The following is a 19,073-nucleotide window of genomic DNA, read 5'->3' on the forward strand; positions in this document are numbered from 1 at the left end:
GCCCTGCTTCGACCCATGGCCGGCCTTCAGTTGCTGTGCTGACAGCCCGGCGCGGAAGTCGATGCCGCCAGCATGTTCTCCAGCAGCGGCTTGGCGTCCCAGCCGTGGTCCCAGGCGTACTCCAGCGTCAGGCCGCTGGCGATCACGCGCCCCTGCTTCCAGCAGTAGTCCACGAGGGTCGAGTTCCCCACGGTGTCGGTCAGGATGGTCTTGATCGGCGGCTGGACCATCAGGGCGTTCTGGCTGGCCGCGCTGCCGTTGATGGTGGAGGGCACCCCCTTCATCAGCGGCCACTTGGGGCGAACGGCCACGTCCAGATCGTCACGCGCGTTGAACGAGGCCACCATCTTGGGCAACACCCCGGTGAACCGCCCGTTGTTCCAGCCGTGGTCGGCCACATGGAACTCGAGGGTGCGAGGCCCGGTCTTCACCCAGTGGTTGATCCGGCCCATCTGCGCCTTCAAGGTGTCGTAGAAGGACTGCGGCTGATCACTGGCGACGATGATCACCGAATACTGGTCCAGCCCGATGTCGGACATCGCAGCCAGCGCGTCGGCGGTGGCGGTGGCAAAAGCCACACCCAGGTTGTTGAGGATGGTCTCATTGGCCACCGACCCCCAGGGCTGCGTTTCCTGCAGCAACAGCACGGTGGGGGGCGTCAGCTGGGCCGCCGTGGAAACCACGGGAGCAGCGCGCAAGGCATCCGCCTGAGGCGGGCGCTGCGTGGTGACGGCCGCCGATGCAGCAAGAACCGGCGTCGACAAGATCAGGGCCAACAGACTGCGGCGAACTCTGGCGTTCTTCATGAGGAGATCCTCTGGCGGGGAAAGCGTGATCCAAGGGAGCCATCTGACTGCAGACGGACTCTCGTTCACCCTTGAACCGTCAGCAATCGTAGAAATCCCCCCCTGAACCGGCCATCCCTACAAGGGAGGAGCCGTCCACTGACGATGGGAGCCTGCACAACCGAAAGCCGGGCCCCCCGGCAAACGCCAGCGGCCCGGATGATCCTGCACGCATTCCTCATGCGTCAGCCTGCCGGAGACGTGAGTCAGCCGCATACCCATAGGGGAATCTCCCCCGACTCGGAACAGATCACCGCCCGGCTGTGTCGGGCAAGGCGCCCGCACACGCCTGGCATTCTCCTCCGAGCGCGCCCCCGACCTGTCCTTCTTGCACAGGCAGGCGGGCGCTGTGGCTCACTGCGGGTCCTTGTGCTGACAACCCGGCGCCGAGGTCGATGCGGCAATCAGGTTCTCGAGCACCTTGGCGGCATCCCAGCCGAGGTCGTGGGCGATCTCCAGGGTCAGCCCGGTGGCGATCACACGACCCTGCTTCCAGCAGTAGTCCACCAGGGTCGGGTTGCCCGCCGTGTCGGTGACGATGGTCTTGATCGGGGCCTCGACATTCAGGCCCTTGTGGCTGGCCCAGCTGCCGCTCAGGGTGGTGGGCACGCCCTTCATCAGGGACCACTTCGGACGCACCACCATGTTGGTGAGGTCATGGGCGTCGTAGGTCGTCACGCCCTTGGGCAGGGTGCCGGAGAAGGTTCCCCCGTTCCAGCCGTTGTCCGCCGCATGGAATTCCAGCGTGCGCGCACCCGTCTTGACCCACTTGCCCAGCTTGCCCATCTGGTCCTTCAGGACGTCATAGAAGGCCTGCGGCTGATCGCTGGAGACGATCACCACGGCGTACGGATCCAGGGCCTCGGCGGGCATGGCCGCCAGCTCCGCAGACGAGACCGTCGCGAAGGCCACGCCCAGGTTGTTCAGGATGGTCTCGTTGGCCGAGCTGTCCCAGGGCGCCACGTCTTGCAGCAGCATCACCGTGGGGGTCGCGAACTGGGCAGCGCTGGAAGCCGCCGGCTGGGCCCGCAGGGCATCGGGGTGCACCGGACGCTGGGTCGAGGTGGCGGCCAGGGCGCTCGCGCCGATCATGGCCAGGGTCATTGCCGACAGCGCGCCGCGGAAGACTGCTTTGTTCATGGGGAGTTCCTTTTTTTTGGTTGTGGTGTGCACGCATGCCCCTCGCCTCCTCGAGAGAGGGGCCCGCATGCGCGGCGGCGATGATCTCCTCCACGCTTCTTCGGCGTCATCCTCCTCACAGATGAACGCCCCTTCGGCAGGGCGCAAGGCAAGGCGCCCCAGCGCGAGCTCAACCTTCCCTGGCGGCAGTGAAGCGCACGGTGAACACCGTGCCGGGGCGCTCACCCGGGGGCACCGGCCCGCCACTCCAGGCATTCTCGATGTCCACCGTCGCGCCATGGCGCTCGGCAATCTCCTTGACGATGGCCAGTCCCAGGCCGCTGCCGTCGACATCGGTGCCCAGGGCCCGGTAGAAGGGCTGGAAGACCTGCTCTCGCTCGGCCGACGGGATGCCCGGCCCGTTGTCCTCCACCTGCAGCGCCACCACCTGCCCGAAGGGATCGGGCACCACCCGCACCGTCACCGTGCCCTCGGCCGGCGTGTACTGCAAGGCGTTGTCCACCAGGTTGCGCACCATCTCGCGCACCAGCAGCGGCTGGCCCATCAGCCGAGGCATGGGGTCACCCGGGGCCGGCCCCTCATAGCCCAGGTCGATGCGCTTGTCCAAGGCCTTGGGCACGAAGTCCTGCACCGTTTCGGTGGCGATGTCGGCCAGATCGAAGGGCAGCTGCCGGCGCGACTGCTCCTCGTCCTCGGCCCGGGCCATGGACAGCAGCTGGTTGACCATGTGGGCCGCCCGCTGGCTGGACAGGGCGATCTGGGCCAGGCTGCGGCGCACGGTCTGGGCGTCGCCGCCGGCGTCGATCTCGCGCTGCGCCAGTTCGGCCTGCATGCGCAGCCCGGCCAGCGGCGTCTTGAGCTGGTGGGCCGCGTCGGCCAGGAAGTGCTTCTGCGCCCCCACCGACTGGTCCAGCCGGCCCAGCAGGTCGTTGATGGAGCGCACCAGCGGGGCCACCTCTTCGGGCGCCTCCAGTTCGTCGATGGGGCTGAGGTCGTGGCTCTCGCGGCGGCGGATGCGCTGCTGCAACTCGTTGAGCGGCGCGATGCCGCGTGCCAGCGCAAACCACACCAGCAGCACCGCCACCGGCAGGATCACGAACTGGGGCAGGATCACCCCCTTGATGATCTCGGTGGCCAGCCGTGAGCGCTTGCCCTGCGTCTCGGCCACCTGCACCAGCGCGATCGGCGAGCTGCCACCGGCCTCTGCCGCAGGCCGCAGCATGGCCACCCGCACTGGCTCGCTGAACACCTCGGCATCGCGCCAGACCACCTCGCCCACCGGCAGAGACTCGTCGACCGGTACGGGGATCTCACCGTCGCCGGCCAGCAGACGCCCCTGCCCGTCCATCACCTGGAAATAGACCTTGTCCACCTCGTCGCCGCGCAGCAGCACTGCCGTGGGCTCCGGCAGGGGCACCGGCAGATCGGTGGGGTGGTCCGCCAACTCCAGCGCCACCTGGCGCGAGATCACCCGCGCCAGCTGGGCCAGGTCGCGGTCATAGGGACGCGCTGCGATGTTCTGCGCCACCAACCAGGTCAGGGCCACGCTCATCGGCCACAGCAGCAGCAAGGGCGCCAGCATCCAGTCCAGGATCTCGCCGAACAGCGAGCGCTGCTCGCGCGGAGCACTGGAGCGGCGAACGGACGAAAGCAGCCTCATGGTGCGAGCAGCCTAGGCCAGGCGCCTGACGCCGTGCTGGCGCAGCGCGCCCGCGCCCGCCCTCAACCGGGAATCTTTTCCAGGCAATAGCCCAGCCCGCGCACCGTGGCAATGCGCACCGGGCCGTGCTCGATCTTCTTGCGCAGCCGGTGGATGTAGACCTCGATGGCGTTGTTGCTGACCTCTTCGCCCCATTCGCACAGCCGGGCCACCAGCTGGTCCTTGCTGACCAGGCGACCGGCGCGCTGCAGCAGCACCTCCAGCAGGCTGATCTCCCGCGCGGAGAGGTCGATCATCTGGTCATTCAGATAGGCCACCCGCCCCGTGGCGTCGAAGCTCAGCGGCCCATGCTTGATCACGCTGGAGGCGGTGCCCAGGCCGCGCCGGGTGAGGGCCCGCACCCGCGCCTCGAGCTCCTGCAGGGAGAAGGGTTTGGCCATGAAGTCGTCGGCCCCCAGGTCCAGGCCCTTGACCCGCTGCTCGACCGAATCGGCGGCGGTGAGGATCAGCACTGGCGTGACGCAACCGCGGGCACGCATGCGCCGCAGCACCTCCAGGCCATGCAGCTTGGGCAGACCCAGGTCCAGGATCACCAGATCGAACTCATGGGCCGCCAGCGCGGCATCGGCTTCGGAGCCGGTGCCCACCTGATCGACCGCATAGCCCGTCCCGCGCAGCGAACGCAGCAAACCGTCCGCCAGCACCTGGTCATCTTCGGCAATCAGGATACGCATGCTCTCTCTCCTGGGAGGGGATTCTAGGCAGTCGCCGGTGCGGTCCCGCGACGAACCGCTCGGCTCATCCAGTTCTCCTCAAAAAATACTGTACGAATATCCAGCCTCTGCCATAATGGCCCGAACTGAGGAGAACCGCATGAACGCCCCTGTCACCAACCTGAACCCCGACAAGGCCAAGGCCCTGCAGGCTGCGCTGTCGCAGATCGAAAAGCAGTTCGGCAAGGGCTCCATCATGCGCCTGGGGGTGGATGAGCAACCCGAGGACATCCAGGTGGTGTCCACCGGTTCGCTGGGCCTGGATGTGGCCCTGGGCGTCGGCGGCCTGCCCCGCGGCCGCGTGATCGAGATCTACGGCCCGGAATCCTCCGGCAAGACCACCCTGACCCTGCAGGTCGTGGCCGAGATGCAGAAGCTCGGCGGCGTGGCCGCCTTCATCGACGCCGAACATGCCCTGGACGTGCAGTACGCCCAGAAGCTGGGCGTCAACCTGCAGGACCTGCTGATCAGCCAGCCCGACACCGGCGAGCAGGCACTGGAGATCGTCGATTCCCTGGTGCGCTCCGGCGCGGTGGATCTGGTCGTCATCGACTCGGTGGCCGCGCTGACACCCAAGGCCGAAATCGAAGGCGAGATGGGCGACCAGCTGCCCGGCCTGCAGGCCCGCCTGATGAGCCAGGCCCTGCGCAAGCTCACCGCCACCATCAAGAAGTCCAACTGCACGGTCATCTTCATCAACCAGATCCGCATGAAGATCGGCGTGATGTTCGGCAGCCCGGAGACCACCACCGGCGGCAACGCGCTGAAGTTCTACGCCTCGGTGCGTTTGGACATCCGCCGCATCGGCTCGATCAAGCGTGGCGAGGAAGTCGTCGGCAACGAGACCCGCGTCAAGGTCGTCAAGAACAAGGTCAGCCCGCCTTTCCGCGAGGCCGAGTTCGACATCCTCTACGGCGAGGGCGTCAGCCGCGAGGGCGAGATCATCGACCTGGGCGTGCAGGCCAAGGTGGTGGACAAATCCGGTGCCTGGTACGCCTACAACGGCGAGAAGATCGGCCAGGGCAAGGACAACTGCCGCGAATTCCTGCGCGAGAACCCCGAGCTGGCCCGCGAGATCGAGAACAAGGTGCGCGAGGCCCTGGGCGTGCGCCAGCTGAACCCGGTGGCCGGCGGCGCGGCCGAAGCCGGCGAGTAAGCCGGCGGTCACGCACACGCCTCAGCGATCCGGGCGGCCTTGGCCGCCCGGTTTCACATCCAGCCCATGAAACGTGCCCCGCTCAGCCTGAAGGCGCAAGCCCTGGCCCTGCTGGCCCGGCGTGAACACAGCCGGGCCGAACTGCGGACCAAGCTGCTGGCCCACGCACGAAAGCGCGCCGCCCATGACGCCGCCGAGGCCTCCGGCACACCGAGCGCGGACGCCGGCCACAACGGCTGGGGCAGCGGCTGGGAAGGCGACCCCTTCGGTGAGTCCGCCACCTCCGCGCCCCCGGTCGCCCCGGCGCACAGGGTCGAGCCCGACCCCGACGCCCTGGCCGCCGAGGTGGACGAGGTGCTGGACTGGCTGCAGGCTCAGCGCTACCAGAGCGACGAGCGCTTCATCGAAAGCCGGCTGAACAGCCGGGCGCCCCGCCTGGGCCTGTCGCGCATCCGCCAGGAGCTCTCTCGCCACGGCGTGGAGCTGGACAGCGAGACGGTGCGCACCCTGCGCCAGAACGAGGTCCAAAGGGCCCGGGAGGTCTGGCGCAAGCGCTTCGGCCAACCGCCGGCCGACCCGCGGGAACGGGCCAGGCAGATGCGCTTTCTCGCGGCCCGGGGCTTCAGCGGCGAGGTGGTGCGCCAGGTGCTGGGTGGTGGCGACGAGGCATCTGACTGAGCCAGTCCGGCGCAATCGTGCCGCACATGGCACAGGGTTTCCCCTCTGCTGCACCGCAACATCGCATGCTACGGTGCACGACTTTCCGGGAAAACGCTGAGCCTCCGTTGACAGCAATGTCAGTCGATTGCAAGCGCCAGCCCTGATCCTGCGGGAAATTCTGGGGTTTCGTCAGGTAAAAGCGCCTCCTGAACTGCAAAATGCGGCCCCTGAAGATGCCGTCAGCCCTTCGTCGATGTGCTGGCCGCGGATTCCGCTCCTCTCTTTCGTCCTGAACTCACGAAAAGACCTCCCATGAAGATTCACGAATACCAAGGCAAGGAAATCCTGCGCCAATTCGACGTGCCGGTCCCCAAGGGCATCCCGGCGTTCAATGTGCAAGAGGCGGTGGAAGCTGCCCAGAAGCTGGGCGGCCCGGTGTGGGTGGTCAAGGCACAGATCCACGCGGGTGGCCGCGGCAAGGGCGGTGGCGTGAAGGTCGCCAAGACCCTGGACGATGTGAAGGCCCTGTCCGAGAGGATCCTGGGCATGCAGCTGGTCACGCACCAGACCGGCCCGGAAGGCCAGAAGGTCCGCCGCCTGTACATCGAGGAAGGCGCGGACATCCAGAAGGAGTTCTACGTCTCCCTGGTGACCGACCGCGGCACCCAGAAGGTGGCGCTGATCGCCTCATCCGAAGGCGGCATGGACATCGAGGAAGTGGCCCATTCCACCCCCGAGAAGATCATCACCGAGATGGTCGACCCGCTGGTGGGCCTGACCGACGAGCAGGCGGCCAAGGTGGCCAAGGCCATCGGCATGGAAGGCCACACCGTGGACCAGGCCGTGACCCTGTTCAAGAACCTGTACCGCTGCTACATGGAGACGGATGCCTCGCTGGTCGAGATCAACCCGCTCAACCGTGACAGCAAGGGCAATCTGATCGCCCTGGACGCCAAGTTCAACTTCGACGCCAACGCGCTGTTCCGCCACCCCGAGATCGTGGCCTACCGCGACCTGGACGAAGAGGACCCCGCCGAGATCGAAGCTTCCAAGTTCGATCTGGCCTACATCAGCCTGGACGGCAACATCGGCTGCCTGGTCAACGGCGCCGGCCTGGCCATGTCCACCATGGACACCATCAAGCTGTTCGGCGGCGAGCCGGCGAACTTCCTGGACGTGGGCGGTGGCGCCACGGCGGAGAAGGTCACCGAAGCCTTCAAGATCATGCTGAAGAACCCGGACGTCAAGGGCATCCTGGTCAACATCTTCGGCGGCATCATGAAGTGCGACACCATCGCGCAGGGCGTGATCACCGCCTGCAAGGCCGTGAACCTGCAGGTGCCGCTGGTCGTGCGCATGAAGGGCACGAACGAGGATCTGGGCAAGAAGATGCTGGCCGAATCGGGCCTGCCCATCATCTCGGCCGACACCATGGCCGAAGCCGCCACCAAGATCGTGGCCGCCGTCAAGTAAGCACGCCCAGAAGGAATCCAGTCATGTCGATCTACATCAACAAGGACACCAAGGTCATCACCCAGGGGATCACCGGCAAGACCGGCCAGTTCCACACCCTGGGCTGCCAGGCCTATGCCAACGGCAAGAACGCCTTCGTCGCGGGCGTGAACCCCAAGAAGGCCGGCGAGAAGTTCTCCGACATCCCCATCTACGCCTCCGTCAAGGAAGCGGCCACGCAGACCGGCGCCACCGTGTCGGTGATCTACGTGCCGCCCGCCGGCGCCGCTGACGCCATCTGGGAAGCCGTCGAGGCCGACCTGGACCTGGTGATCGCCATCACCGAGGGCATCCCCGTGCGCGACATGCTGATGGTGCGCAACAAGATGAAGGCCAAGGAAGCCGCTGGCGGCAAGAAGACGCTGCTGCTGGGCCCCAACTGCCCCGGCCTGATCACGCCGGAAGAAATCAAGATCGGCATCATGCCGGGCCACATCCACAAGAAGGGCCGCATCGGCGTCGTGTCGCGCTCGGGCACGCTGACCTATGAAGCCGTGGCCCAGCTCACCGAGATCGGCCTGGGCCAATCCTCCGCGGTGGGCATCGGTGGCGACCCGATCAACGGTCTGAAGCACATCGATGTGATGAAGGCCTTCAACGACGATCCGGACACCGACGCCGTCATCATGATCGGCGAGATCGGTGGCCCGGACGAGGCCGAAGCCGCCCGCTGGTGCAAGGACAACATGAAGAAGCCGATCGTCGGCTTCATCGCCGGTGTCACCGCCCCTCCCGGAAAGCGCATGGGCCACGCCGGCGCGCTGATCTCCGGCGGTGCCGACACCGCCGATGCCAAGCTGGCCATCATGGAAGAGTGCGGCTTCAAGGTGACCCGCAACCCGTCCGAGATGGGCAAGCTGCTCAAGGCCATGCTGTAAGCACGGGCCACAGCCATCCCCAAGGCCGCCTTCGGGCGGCCTTTTTCATGGGCCTACACTGGCGGGTGATCCCCACACAAAGACCGACAAGAACCCATGGAACTGGACTCCCTGCTGCACCTGCCCTTCTGGCTGGGTGTGGGCCAGATCATCCTGATCGACATCCTGCTGGGCGGCGACAACGCCGTCGTCATCGCCCTGGCCTGCCGCAAGCTGCCGGAGAACCAGCGGCTCAAGGGCATCCTGTGGGGCACGGCTGGCGCCATCGCCTTGCGCGTGGTGCTGATCTTCTTTGCCCTCACCCTGCTGTCCATTCCCTACCTGAAGCTGGCCGGTGCGGCCCTGCTGGTGTGGATCGGCGTCAAGCTGCTGGCCCCCGACGACGAGGACGAGCACGGCAAGATCGAGGGCAGCGACAAGCTCTGGGGGGCGGTCAAGACCGTCATCGTGGCCGACCTGGTGATGAGCGTGGACAACGTCATCGCCATTGCCGGCGCTGCCCAGGCCGCCGGCGGTTCCCATCAGATGCCGCTGGTCATCTTCGGCCTGCTCGTGAGCATCCCCATCATCGTCGGTGGCAGCCAGCTGGTGATCAAGCTGATGGACCGCTTTCCGCTGGTCATCACGCTGGGCGGCATGCTGCTGGGCTGGATTGCCGGCAGCATGGCCGTGACCGACCCGGCCCTGCTGCACCTGCTGCCCACGCAGCCGGCCACGCACGCCGGTGCCACCGTGGAGGTGGTCCCGGCCGTGCACTACGCTGCCGCCGCCATTGGCGCGCTGATGGTGCTGGTGATCGGCCGCGCCGTGGTGACGCTCAAAGCCCGCGGCCAGTGAGGCCCCGGCCCGCCCATGCCATAATCTCGGCGATTGAAGGGGAGTAGCTCACTTCCGGTCGGGTCGTCAGTACGAGGTGCAAGCCTCCGGCCCGCCAGCCACCATCCGGTGGCCGAGCCAGACCTTCGACCCCCGCCACCAAGGCGGGCGGCTCGAAGGCGGCCCCATCCGGCATGTCCCGTCCGTCCGCCGTGGTGTTCACCGACCCACGTGAGACCTCGAAAGACCGACATGCCGCTCTTCTCCCCCGAATGGTTCTCGGCCCTGCTGGCCATTGTCCTGATCGACCTGATCCTGGCCGGCGACAACGCCATCGTCATCGCCCTGGCCGCCCGCAGCCTGCCCGCCCACCTGCAACGCAAGGCCATCGTCTGGGGCACCGTCGGCGCCATCGGCATCCGCGCGCTGATGACGCTGGTGGTGGTCTGGCTGCTCAAGATCCCCGGCCTGATGCTGGTCGGCGGTCTGGGCCTGGTCTGGATCGCCTACAAGCTGCTGGCCCCCGGCGAGAGCAGTGACAGCCACGAGGGCGGCGGCGCCACCACGCTGTGGGGCGCGCTCAAGACCATCATCGTGGCCGACGCCCTGATGGGCGTGGACAACGTGCTGGGCGTGGCCGGTGCCGCTCACGGCGCCTTCGACCTGGTGGTCATCGGTCTGCTGATCAGCGTGCCCATCGTGGTCTGGGGCAGCAGCGTGGTGCTGAAGCTGGTGGACCGCTTCCCGTCCATCACCTACCTCGGCGCCGGCGTGCTGGCCTGGACGGCCGCCAAGATGATGGTGGGCGAGCCCGCCCTGCGCGACGTCTTCACCGCCCACCCCTGGACAAGCTGGGTGCTGCAGGCCGGGGTGGTGGCCGGCGTGCTGGCCGCCGGTGGTTGGGCAGGCCGCAAGCTTCGCGACAAGACCTTGGCCGCCTGAGTCAAGGGCCCGGCAGCCCCCCTGTGGTAATGTGTTGCAACACCACCCGGGGGGATGCTCTAGGCACCAAGATGGCCGGCCGCTCGCGTTTCTGGCACACGATTCTGCGCCGACAGCCGCCGCTTTCTGCGCCGGCTGGCCGCGCCGTGCCCACGCCCAGCACGCAGCCGGCCTCGTCGCTGATCGACAGTTCCGCGCTGCCGGTCGAGACCGAGGGCTTTCACATCGTCCGCCTGTGCGCGCAAAGCCCGCACAGCGAGCTCTACGAGGCCCGTGTGGCCGGCACCGACGAGGCCGTGGCCTTGAAGGTGGTGCGCTTCGGCGCGCAGGCGGAAGCCCCGGAGCGCTTCCTGCGCGAAGCCACCGCCGCCGGCCGACTGCAACACCCGGCCATCGTCCGCACCCTGGGGGCGGGCATCGTCAACCAGGACGGCCAGCCCTGCGGCTGGCTGGCCATGGAATGGGTGCCCGGCAGCGACCTGAGCCGCTATGCCCAACCCGGCCGGCTGCTGCCCGAGGAACTGGTGCTGCGCATCGGCGCCGTCACCGCCGAGGCCCTGGCCCATGCGCACGCCCAAGGCGTGGTGCACCGCGACCTCAAGCCCGGCAACCTGCTGTTCAACCCGGCCGCCGGCGGCGTGCTGAAGGTGGGCGACTTCGGCAGCGCCCGTCTGCTGGACCAGATCAACAGCCGCAGCGGCCTGATGGTGGGCACCCCCTGCTACATGGCGCCCGAACAGCTCAGCGGCGTGCCGCTGGATGGCCGCTGCGACCTCTACGCCCTGGGCGTGGTGCTGTTTGAGTTGCTGACCGGGCAGCGCCCCTTCGACCGCAGTTCCATGGGCGAAACCCTGGCAGCCATTGCCGGCGAAACCCCGCCCCCCTTGCTGGCACGCCGCCCCGAACTGCCGGCGGTGCTGGGGGATGTGCTGAGCCGGCTGCTGGCCAAGTCGCCGGGCGACCGCCACGCCGACGGGCACACGCTGGCGCGTGAATTGCGCCTCATTGCCCGGCTTTGTGAAGCCAACAGGGCCGTGGAGGACGGCCACAATGGATCCATCCACAAGAACAACAGCAGGATAGAACCCCGTGCCACTGCGCCTTGAATACAGCAGCGCGCTCGACGTCGGCCGCGCGCGCCACAACAACGAAGACGCTGTCCTGATCGATCCCAGCCTGGGCCTGTGCATCCTGGCCGATGGCATGGGCGGCTACAACGCGGGCGAGGTCGCCAGCGACATGGCGACCAAGGCCATGCGCGACACCTTCCGCCAATGGCTGCTGGGCCTGACCCAGGCGCCGGCCGAGGCCGAGGTCGCCCAGGCCCTGGTGGCCGCCGCCCAGGAGGCCAACCGTCAGGTCTTCACCGCCGCCAACACGGTGGCCGCCTATGCCGGCATGGGCACCACCCTGGTGGCCGCCGTCTTCGAGCGCCAGCACGTCTGGATCGGGCACCTGGGGGACTCGCGGGCGTATCGCCTGCGCAACGGTCGCCTGGGCCAGCTGACCCGCGACCACTCCCTGCTGCAGGAGCAGGTCGATGCCGGCCTGCTGACCCAGGAGGAAGCGGCCTATGCGCTGCACCGCAACCTCGTGACCCGGGCCATAGGGGTCGAACCTCAGGTGGTTCTCGAGGTGCACCCGCATGATGTGAAGGCGGGCGACACCATCCTGCTGTGCTCCGACGGGCTCTCCGACATGCTGTCGGACACGCAGATCGCCCAGGTCCTGCAGATCAACAACTCACTGGACGAGCAGGCCGCAGCGCTGGTGGAAGCCGCCAACGCCGCAGGCGGACGGGATAACATCTCCGTCATCCTGGCCAAATTGCATTAACGCGAACGCGCAACAACAGGACTCGCGGCAGGCACGGCAGGGCACGCCGAGAAGAAAACGCCCCGCGCACGGGCAACACGAGGCATTCATGGGCAAGCTGGTCGTTTCACTCGACAACGTGGTTCTCAAGGAAGTGGTGATCCAGAAGGAGCGCACCACACTGGGCCGGCGCCCCTACAACGACATCGTGATCGACAACCTGGCGGTCAGCGGTGAGCACGCGGTGCTGCTGTCGGTGGGCGAAGACGTCTTCATCGAGGATCTGAACAGCACCAACGGCACTTACATCAACGGCAAGGCCATCAAGAAGCAGCTGCTGTCCAACGGCGACGTCATCGAGATCGGCAAGTACCGCATCAAGTACATCGGCGCGGAAGTGGCCGATTACGAGAAGACCATGGTGCTGCGTCCGGGCAGCCTGCCCCCGCCGGCCCCACCCCTGCCCACCGTGCAGATGCTGCCGGCCTCCATCAAGGTGCTCAACGGCGGCGCCGCCGGCCGTGAGGTGCTGCTGACCAAGGCCGTCACCACCGTGGGCAAGCCCGGCACCCAGGTGGCCTCCATCGCCAAACGCCCCACCGGCTATGTGCTGGCCCATGTCGAGGGCGACCAGCGCCCCACCGTCAACGGCAGCCCGCTGGGTGAAGGCGTGGTGCCCTTGAAGAACGGCGACATCATCGAGCTGGCCGGCACCCAGATGCAATTCATCCAGGGCTGAGCGCCCGATGGCCCTGCCGCGGCCCGGCGCTGCGTTCTGGGCGGGCCTGGGCCTGGCCGGATTGGGCCTCTGGCACGCCCTGCTGGCCCCACTGCCCCTGCTGGCCCGGCTGGAGCAGGTCACCGAGGACTGGCGCCAGCAACTGCGCAGTCAGCCGGTCACACCCCACCCCGACATCGCCATCGTCGATCTGGACGAGTCCAGCCTGCAGGCCCTGGGGCACTGGCCCTGGCCCCGCGAACGCCTGGCCGCCCTGAGCGACGAGCTGCTGCAGCGCCAGCAGGTGGCCGCCCTGGGCGTGGACCTGGTCTTCCCCGAGCCCACCCCCGGTGACCCCGCCCTCGCCCGCGCCTGGCAGGGCCGGCCGGTGCTCACCGGCTTCTACCTGAGCGCCGACCGCGGTGGCCTGCGCAGCGGGCAGCCTCCTCAACCCCTCTTTGCCCTGCCGGGCCCCCGACCCTCGGGCCTGCCGCCCTGGAACGGGCTGGCGGCCAACACCCCCACCCTGGCGGCCGCCGCGCCACGCGGAGGCTTCTTCAACGTGGTGCCCGACACCGACGGCCTGGTGCGCTCGGTGCCCGGCGTGGCGGTGCTGGACGGCCAGGCCTGGCCCTCGCTGGCCCTGGCCATGGCCCTGCAGGCCGCCGGCCAGCCCGCGGTGCAACCCGAGCTGCAAGCCGCCGGCGCCGGCCGGGCGCCGCTGCTGGAGGCCCTGCGCGTGCTGCCGGCCGGCCAGGCTGCGCAGCGCCTGGCCCTGGACGAGCACGGCCAGTGGCGCGTGCCCTTCCAGGGGCCGGGCGGGCCTGGGGGCGGCAGCTTCCGCTACCTCAGCGCCGCCGAGGTGCTGGCCGGCCACCTGCCGGCGGGCAGCCTGCGTGGCCAGCTGGTGCTGCTGGGCAGCTCGGCGCCCGGTCTGGCCGATCTGCGGGCCACCCCCGTCAACCCGGCCCTGCCCGGCGTGGAGATCCACGCCCTGATGCTGGCCGGCCTGCTCGGTGGCCACCTGGCCCAGCGGCCCGCCTGGGCCCCCGGCTACGAAGCCGGGCTCATCCTGCTGACACTGACCGCCACCGCCTGGGCCGTGCGCCGGCGCAGCCCGGCCCGGGCCCTGACCGCCTTGGCCGGCGTGGGCGCGGCCGTGGTGGGCCAGGCCCTGGCTTGGCAGCAGGCCGACCGCGTGCTGCCGCTGGCCAGCGCGCTGCTGCTGGGCGGGCTGTATGCGGCCGCCCTGCTCACCCGCGGCCTGATGCATGAATGGCAGCAGCGCCGCACCCTCCAGCGGCTCTTCGAACAGTACCTGCCCCCCGCCCGGGCCCGCGCGCTGGCGGCCCGGGGCGACACCCAGGCCCTGGAGGCCAGCAACCGCGAGCTCACCATCCTCTTCTGCGACCTGCGCGGCTTCACCACCCTGAGCGAGCACCTGCCGCCGCAAGCCCTGCGCGACTTGCTCAACCGCTACTTCGGCACCGTCACCGACATCGTCCACCGCCATGGCGGCACGCTGGACAAGTTCATCGGCGACGCGGCCATGGCCTTCTGGAACGCCCCCATCGCCCAGCCGGACCACGCGGTGCGCGCCGTCCGCGCCGCACTGGATCTGGCCCAGGCCGCCGGCCCGCTCAGCGCCCAACTGCGCGCCCAGGGCCTGCCCGGCGTGCGCTTCGGCATCGGCCTGGCCACCGGCACCGTGTGCGTGGGCGACCTGGGCACGCCCCAGCGCCGCACCTACACCGCCGTGGGCGATGCGGTGAACCTGGCCGCCCGGCTGGAAGCCCTCACCCGCGAACTGGACGTGGCACTGCTGGTGGCCGACAGCACCCGCGCCGCCTGCGGCCAGCAGCTCGACGCCGCGGTGGACTGGCTGGAGGTGGACGAATGCCAGGTCAAGGGGCGCCAGCAGAGTGTGACCGTCTTCACAGTGCTGCCCGCTTCCTCCCCAAACCGGTCGACGCAGCAGGCGCAAGTGCAGAATTGGGTGCTTGCGTTGCGGGCCGCCCGAGGGGACGATGCCCGAACCGCCCGCGCCCTCCTGGCGTCCCTGCAACAGAGTCTCATGCCCGACGCCGCCGCTTTGTCCACCGCCCCGTCTCACGCCACGGCGCCCGCCCCCTGGGCCGCCCTGTGCGCGCGCCTGAGCGCCCGGCTGGCGCAGGCCCCCGAAGCGGACGGTACCCCATGAGCCTGCGCGTCCTCGGCTGCTCCGGCTCGATCGCGGCGGGCTGCCGCACCACCTCGTTCTTGGTGGACGAGGACATCCTGATCGACGCCGGCACCGGCGTGGGCGACCTGCCCCTGGACGAACTGGCCCGCATCGACCACATCCTGCTGAGCCACTCGCACCTGGACCATGTGCTGGGCCTGCCCCTGCTGGCCGACAGCGTGATGCGCCGCCGCGCCGGCCAGCCGCCCATCCAGGTCCATGCCTTGCCGGCCACCCTGGCCGTGCTGCGCGAGCATGTGTTCAACAACCTGCTCTGGCCGGATTTCACCCGCCTGCCGCACCCGCGCCACCCCGTCCTGAGCCTGCACGAGATCAGCACCGGCCAGCACCTGGTGCTGGGCCGGCGCGAGCGCCACATCGAGGTGCTGCCCGCCCGCCACAGCGTGCCGGCCGTGGGCTTCGGCGTGGAGGGCGCGCAGGGCTGGTGGATCTACACCGGCGACACCGGCCCCAACCCCGCCCTGCACCCGCTGCTGGCCAACCGCCCGGTGCAGCACCTGGTCATCGAGATCGCCTTCTCCGAAGCCGAGCGCAGCGTGGCGGCCGACAGCCTGCACCACTGCCCCTCCACGCTGGCGGCCGAACTGGCCCATGTGCCGGCCGGCGCCCGGGTGCACCTCACCCACATCAAGCCCGGCGAAATGCCCGCCGTGCTGGGCGACTTGACCGAGCGCCTGCCCGGCCTGGCGCTGCACCCGCTCACCGCAGGCGACCGGCTGGACTGGGATTGAGCCTCGCGCCGCGTTGGCCGTGCGTACCCGCAGGCCGTCACCGCAACATCTCCTCACAATCAGGCTGACAAAACGCGGCAGCCGCGAAGGGGATGTGCGCGGATGGGCACCCTGCACTGACAAGAAATGTCACTCTGCCGGCCAGGATGTGCGGTTTGGCACGGTTTGCGGGCTGGCACGGGATTCGCTGAATGTCTCCCGTACCAACCCACCCGGCACCTTCCCGCCGGAATTGCTTTCAGGAGTCTCCCCATGAAGCGTGTCCAACAAGGTTTCACCCTCATCGAACTGATGATCGTCGTGGCGATCATCGGCATTCTGGCCGCCGTCGCCCTGCCGGCTTACCAGGACTATCTGGCCCGTTCCCAAATGACCGAGGCCCTGTCGCTGGCTGACGGCCAAAAGACCGCCGTGGCCGAGATCTACGGTCAAACGGGTGCCTGCCCCACCAATGGCAACGATGGTGTCGCCGCTGCTACCGACATCAAGGGCCAGTATGTCGCCCAAGTGGAAGTGGGTGGTACGGCTCCTGACTGCACGATCGTTGCCACGATGGCCGCAACGGGTATTGCTGCCGGCCTTCAAAGCAAGACCCTGACCATGACCATGACCGACAACGCGGGCTCGATCAGCTGGACCTGCACTTCCAGTGCCGACCAAAAGTATCTGCCGAAGTCGTGCACACACGCTTAAGCCAGATTCGCCCCCTGAAGAAGCTCCCAATGGGAGCTTTTTTTATTTGTCATCCCGGCACTACCGGGATTGCCTCTGCCGTCAACGAGTGACAACACGAAACCGATAAATCAGCCCACAGACCTCCAACGGAGACAATAGCGCTTTTTGGCTCCGACGGCGCCCATGCAGACGACCCGCCTCACACTGCACATGCAGTTCACGGCCCTCCTCGCCCTCACCGCCCCCTCCCTCCTCGCCGTCAACGTCAGCCCCTCCACCACGCTGCTCAACCAGTTGCTGGCCGTGGGGGGATGGGGCGCGTTGATCGCCTGTCTGCCGGTTCGACCGGGGCGGGGGGCCTGGAGCGCAGTGACCATGCCCTTGACGGTGCTGGCGGTGCTGGTGGTCGAGGCGCTCTGGTCCTGGCACAGCGGCCTGCCCTCGTCGCTGGCGCTGTCGGCCATCGCGATGATGGTTTGCGCCGGCACGGTCTTGTGGGCGGCCCAGGCGAGCGTGCGCCAGGACGGGCCTGAGGCGCGTGGCGCCAACTCGGACGTGGACGCAGAAGCGGATGGCGCTGGCGGCCCGCTGCTGCAGCCGGTGCTGGCCGCCCTGCTGATGGCCGGCGTGCTCAGCAGTGTCATTGCGCTGCTGCAGGTCTTCGCCCCCCAGTGGACGGACGGCGAGTGGATCGCCCGATCCGGCCTGCCGGGCCGGGCGGTGGGCAATCTGCGGCAACCCAACCACCTCAGCACGCTGATCCTCTTCGGCCTGATCGCGCTGGTGCCGCTGGTCGAAGCCGGGCGGGTGTGGGGTCTGCGGCTGCACCGCGGCCTGGCGCTGGCCCTGGGCCTGCTGATGATCGAGGCGGTGGTGCTGACGGCCTCGCGCACCGGCATGGTGGCCACGCTGTTGCTGGCCGGCTGGGGTCTGCTGGACAAGGGTCTGTCGCGCCGCACCCGCATCGCCCTGGTGGCGGTGCCGGTGGTGTATGGGCTGTGCTGGCTGGGCATGGCCGGCTGGGCGCGCGAAAGCAGCCATGTCTTCGGTGGCGAAGCCCGGCTGGCCGAGAAGGACCTGTCCTCCTCCCGTGGGGCCATCTGGAAGAACACGGTGTCACTGATCGCGGCCCAGCCCTGGACGGGCGTGGGCTGGGGCGAGTTCAATTTCGCCTGGACGCTGACGGCCTTCCCCGACCGGCCGGTGGCCTTCTTCGACCACACCCACAACCTGCTGCTGCAGTTCGCGGTGGAACTGGGCTTGCCCGTGGCGGCCCTGCTGAGCACGCTGCTGGTGGCCACCCTGGTGCTGGCGCTGCGGCGCAGCCGCGCCCAGCCGGCCGAAGCCGGTGTGGCGGCGCGCGCCGCGCTGGTGATGGTGCTGCTGGCCGGCCTGCACAGCCTGCTGGAGTACCCGCTGTGGTATGCCTACTTCCTGCTGCCCACCGCCTGGGCGCTGGGCCACGCGTTGCGCCGCCCGCCCGTGCTTCGGCAGGAGGTGCTGTCCGTCACGCCGCCCTCGGCCTGGGCTCCGCGCCTGGCGGGCGCGCTGATGACGGCCGGCGCCCTGTTCGCGCTGCAGGACTACTACCGCGTGGTGCTGATCTACCAACCGGGCGATGCCACCACCTCGCTGGCCGAGCGCATCCGCGACGGGCAGCACAGCGTGTTCTTCAGCTACCAGGCCGACTATGCGCTGGCCACCACCACCGAGCCGCCGGCACAGGCGCTGGGCGCCTTCGAAACCGCCACCCACGCCTTGCTGGACACCCGCCTGATGATGGCCTGGGCGCGGGCCCTGGATGGTTCCGGCCACCCGGACGAGGCCCGCACGCTGGCGCAGCGCCTGCGCGAGTTCCGCAACCCGGCGGCGGACGACTTCTTCGCCGTCTGCGAGGACGAGACGCAGATCCCCCGCCCCTTCCAGTGCGAAGCGCCAGCGCATGTCGTGCCCTGGCGCGGCTTCATGCCGGCCAAGGACTGAACCGGGACGGGCGCAGGCTCAGGCCGGGTCGCCGGCCACCCAGTGGCCGCTCTTGCCACCGCGCTTTTCCAGCAGACGGATGTCGCCCATCACCATGCCGCGGTCCACGGCCTTCAACATGTCGTAGATGGTCAGCAGGCCCACCTGCACGGCGGTCAGGGCCTCCATCTCGACGCCGGTGCGGCCCAGGGTTTCGGCCTGCACGGTGATGTGCACGGCACTGGCCGACTCGTCCAGCGCGAAGTCCACCGCCACGCGGGTGAGTGGCAGCGGGTGGCACAGCGGAACCAATTCGGCGGTGCGCTTGCTGGCCTGGATGGCCGCGATGCGGGCAATGCCCAGCACGTCGCCCTTCTTGGCCGTGCCGCTGGCCACCAGGGCCAGGGTGGCTGGCAGCATGCGGATGCTGCCGCAGGCCCGGGCCACGCGGTGGGTCTCGCTCTTGGCCGCCACATCCACCATGTGGGCCTGGCCTTCGGCGTCGAAATGGGTGAGGGGCTGGGTCATCGGCGGGCCTGTGCAAAGAA

Annotated in this window: 18 protein-coding genes; 13 read left to right on the forward strand and 5 right to left on the reverse strand. The window is 68.7% G+C overall.

The window, feature by feature from the left end; translation table 11 throughout:
- Positions 1-26: 26 nt before the first annotated feature.
- The 4 genes from LRM40_RS16825 to LRM40_RS16840 all read right to left on the reverse strand — a co-directional run bounded on the left by LRM40_RS16825 (position 27) and on the right by LRM40_RS16840 (position 4,379).
- Entirely contained in the window at positions 27-698 is a 672-nt protein-coding gene (locus LRM40_RS16825) for a hypothetical protein (protein WP_151124589.1), read from the reverse strand.
- A gap of 501 nt (positions 699-1,199) precedes the next feature.
- Complete coding sequence (locus LRM40_RS16830) at positions 1,200-1,985, reverse strand: hypothetical protein (RefSeq protein ID WP_151124590.1); 786 nt, start codon at positions 1,983-1,985, stop codon at positions 1,200-1,202.
- A gap of 169 nt (positions 1,986-2,154) precedes the next feature.
- A complete protein-coding gene (locus LRM40_RS16835) occupies positions 2,155-3,645 on the reverse strand; it encodes a sensor histidine kinase (protein ID WP_151124591.1) in 1,491 nt (496 codons plus the stop codon).
- Between the two features lie 62 nt (positions 3,646-3,707).
- Positions 3,708-4,379 carry a response regulator gene (locus tag LRM40_RS16840; RefSeq protein ID WP_151124592.1) on the reverse strand — a complete coding sequence of 224 codons (672 nt, stop codon included), beginning with the start codon at positions 4,377-4,379 and terminating at the stop codon, positions 3,708-3,710.
- A gap of 139 nt (positions 4,380-4,518) precedes the next feature.
- On the opposite strand from LRM40_RS16840, the gene recA reads away from it, so the two are divergent.
- The 13 genes from recA (at position 4,519) to LRM40_RS16905 (ending at position 18,546) form a co-directional block, all read left to right on the forward strand.
- Positions 4,519-5,574: a recombinase RecA gene (recA, locus tag LRM40_RS16845; RefSeq protein WP_151124593.1), complete on the forward strand. Its 1,056-nt coding sequence runs from the start codon at positions 4,519-4,521 to the stop codon at positions 5,572-5,574.
- A 66-nt stretch (positions 5,575-5,640) separates the two neighbouring features.
- Entirely contained in the window at positions 5,641-6,252 is a 612-nt protein-coding gene (locus LRM40_RS16850; protein ID WP_151124594.1) for a regulatory protein RecX, read from the forward strand.
- A 294-nt stretch (positions 6,253-6,546) separates the two neighbouring features.
- On the forward strand, positions 6,547-7,707 hold the full coding sequence (sucC, locus tag LRM40_RS16855) for an ADP-forming succinate--CoA ligase subunit beta (protein WP_151124595.1): 1,161 nt from the start codon (positions 6,547-6,549) through the stop codon (positions 7,705-7,707).
- A 23-nt stretch (positions 7,708-7,730) separates the two neighbouring features.
- Entirely contained in the window at positions 7,731-8,624 is an 894-nt protein-coding gene (gene sucD, locus LRM40_RS16860; protein WP_151124596.1) for a succinate--CoA ligase subunit alpha, read from the forward strand.
- A gap of 96 nt (positions 8,625-8,720) precedes the next feature.
- The gene (locus LRM40_RS16865) at positions 8,721-9,461 is read left to right on the forward strand and encodes a TerC family protein (RefSeq protein ID WP_151124597.1); all 741 of its coding nucleotides are present in this window, start codon (positions 8,721-8,723) and stop codon (positions 9,459-9,461) included.
- 231 nt (positions 9,462-9,692) lie between these two features.
- The gene (locus LRM40_RS16870; protein WP_151124598.1) at positions 9,693-10,382 is read left to right on the forward strand and encodes a TerC family protein; all 690 of its coding nucleotides are present in this window, start codon (positions 9,693-9,695) and stop codon (positions 10,380-10,382) included.
- A 146-nt stretch (positions 10,383-10,528) separates the two neighbouring features.
- A complete protein-coding gene (locus LRM40_RS16875; protein WP_170288894.1) occupies positions 10,529-11,488 on the forward strand; it encodes a serine/threonine-protein kinase in 960 nt (319 codons plus the stop codon).
- Positions 11,472-12,218 carry a Stp1/IreP family PP2C-type Ser/Thr phosphatase gene (locus LRM40_RS16880; RefSeq protein WP_231067611.1) on the forward strand — a complete coding sequence of 249 codons (747 nt, stop codon included), beginning with the start codon at positions 11,472-11,474 and terminating at the stop codon, positions 12,216-12,218. Before LRM40_RS16875 ends, LRM40_RS16880 begins: the two co-directional genes overlap by 17 nt.
- 88 nt (positions 12,219-12,306) lie before the next feature.
- Positions 12,307-12,936, forward strand: coding sequence for an FHA domain-containing protein (locus LRM40_RS16885; protein ID WP_151124600.1), 630 nt, complete (start codon positions 12,307-12,309; stop codon positions 12,934-12,936).
- Positions 12,937-12,943: 7 nt separating this feature from the next.
- Positions 12,944-15,115: a CHASE2 domain-containing protein gene (locus tag LRM40_RS16890; protein WP_231067612.1), complete on the forward strand. Its 2,172-nt coding sequence runs from the start codon at positions 12,944-12,946 to the stop codon at positions 15,113-15,115.
- Positions 15,112-15,888, forward strand: coding sequence for an MBL fold metallo-hydrolase (locus LRM40_RS16895; protein ID WP_151124769.1), 777 nt, complete (start codon positions 15,112-15,114; stop codon positions 15,886-15,888). Before LRM40_RS16890 ends, LRM40_RS16895 begins: the two co-directional genes overlap by 4 nt.
- Before the next feature lie 252 nt (positions 15,889-16,140).
- Positions 16,141-16,581 carry a pilin gene (locus LRM40_RS16900; protein WP_151124770.1) on the forward strand — a complete coding sequence of 147 codons (441 nt, stop codon included), beginning with the start codon at positions 16,141-16,143 and terminating at the stop codon, positions 16,579-16,581.
- Between the two features lie 165 nt (positions 16,582-16,746).
- The gene (locus tag LRM40_RS16905; protein WP_151124771.1) at positions 16,747-18,546 is read left to right on the forward strand and encodes a PglL family O-oligosaccharyltransferase; all 1,800 of its coding nucleotides are present in this window, start codon (positions 16,747-16,749) and stop codon (positions 18,544-18,546) included.
- A gap of 18 nt (positions 18,547-18,564) precedes the next feature.
- Here LRM40_RS16905 and moaC read toward each other — a convergent pair whose 3' ends face one another.
- Positions 18,565-19,053, reverse strand: a complete 489-nt coding sequence (moaC, locus tag LRM40_RS16910; protein WP_151124772.1) for a cyclic pyranopterin monophosphate synthase MoaC — start codon at positions 19,051-19,053, stop codon at positions 18,565-18,567.
- Between the last annotated feature and the right edge of the window lie 20 nt (positions 19,054-19,073).

Origin of the sequence: Ideonella dechloratans (assembly GCF_021049305.1) — a bacterium.
Classification (GTDB): domain Bacteria; phylum Pseudomonadota; class Gammaproteobacteria; order Burkholderiales; family Burkholderiaceae_C; genus Ideonella; species Ideonella dechloratans.

What these genes read in the sequence shown, in the direction of transcription:
- LRM40_RS16905 (WP_151124771.1), top strand. Translation starts at nt 16,747, where the DNA reads ATGCAGACGACCCGCCTCACACTGCACATGCAGTTCACGGCCCTCCTC.
- LRM40_RS16850 (WP_151124594.1), top strand. Translation starts at nt 5,641, where the DNA reads ATGAAACGTGCCCCGCTCAGCCTGAAGGCGCAAGCCCTGGCCCTGCTG.
- LRM40_RS16840 (WP_151124592.1), bottom strand. Translation starts at nt 4,379, where the DNA reads ATGCGTATCCTGATTGCCGAAGATGACCAGGTGCTGGCGGACGGTTTG.
- LRM40_RS16830 (WP_151124590.1), bottom strand. Translation starts at nt 1,985, where the DNA reads ATGAACAAAGCAGTCTTCCGCGGCGCGCTGTCGGCAATGACCCTGGCC.
- LRM40_RS16895 (WP_151124769.1), top strand. Translation starts at nt 15,112, where the DNA reads ATGAGCCTGCGCGTCCTCGGCTGCTCCGGCTCGATCGCGGCGGGCTGC.
- LRM40_RS16885 (WP_151124600.1), top strand. Translation starts at nt 12,307, where the DNA reads ATGGGCAAGCTGGTCGTTTCACTCGACAACGTGGTTCTCAAGGAAGTG.
- LRM40_RS16870 (WP_151124598.1), top strand. Translation starts at nt 9,693, where the DNA reads ATGCCGCTCTTCTCCCCCGAATGGTTCTCGGCCCTGCTGGCCATTGTC.
- sucC (WP_151124595.1), top strand. Translation starts at nt 6,547, where the DNA reads ATGAAGATTCACGAATACCAAGGCAAGGAAATCCTGCGCCAATTCGAC.
- LRM40_RS16835 (WP_151124591.1), bottom strand. Translation starts at nt 3,645, where the DNA reads ATGAGGCTGCTTTCGTCCGTTCGCCGCTCCAGTGCTCCGCGCGAGCAG.
- moaC (WP_151124772.1), bottom strand. Translation starts at nt 19,053, where the DNA reads ATGACCCAGCCCCTCACCCATTTCGACGCCGAAGGCCAGGCCCACATG.
- LRM40_RS16865 (WP_151124597.1), top strand. Translation starts at nt 8,721, where the DNA reads ATGGAACTGGACTCCCTGCTGCACCTGCCCTTCTGGCTGGGTGTGGGC.
- sucD (WP_151124596.1), top strand. Translation starts at nt 7,731, where the DNA reads ATGTCGATCTACATCAACAAGGACACCAAGGTCATCACCCAGGGGATC.
- LRM40_RS16900 (WP_151124770.1), top strand. Translation starts at nt 16,141, where the DNA reads ATGAAGCGTGTCCAACAAGGTTTCACCCTCATCGAACTGATGATCGTC.
- recA (WP_151124593.1), top strand. Translation starts at nt 4,519, where the DNA reads ATGAACGCCCCTGTCACCAACCTGAACCCCGACAAGGCCAAGGCCCTG.
- LRM40_RS16890 (WP_231067612.1), top strand. Translation starts at nt 12,944, where the DNA reads ATGGCCCTGCCGCGGCCCGGCGCTGCGTTCTGGGCGGGCCTGGGCCTG.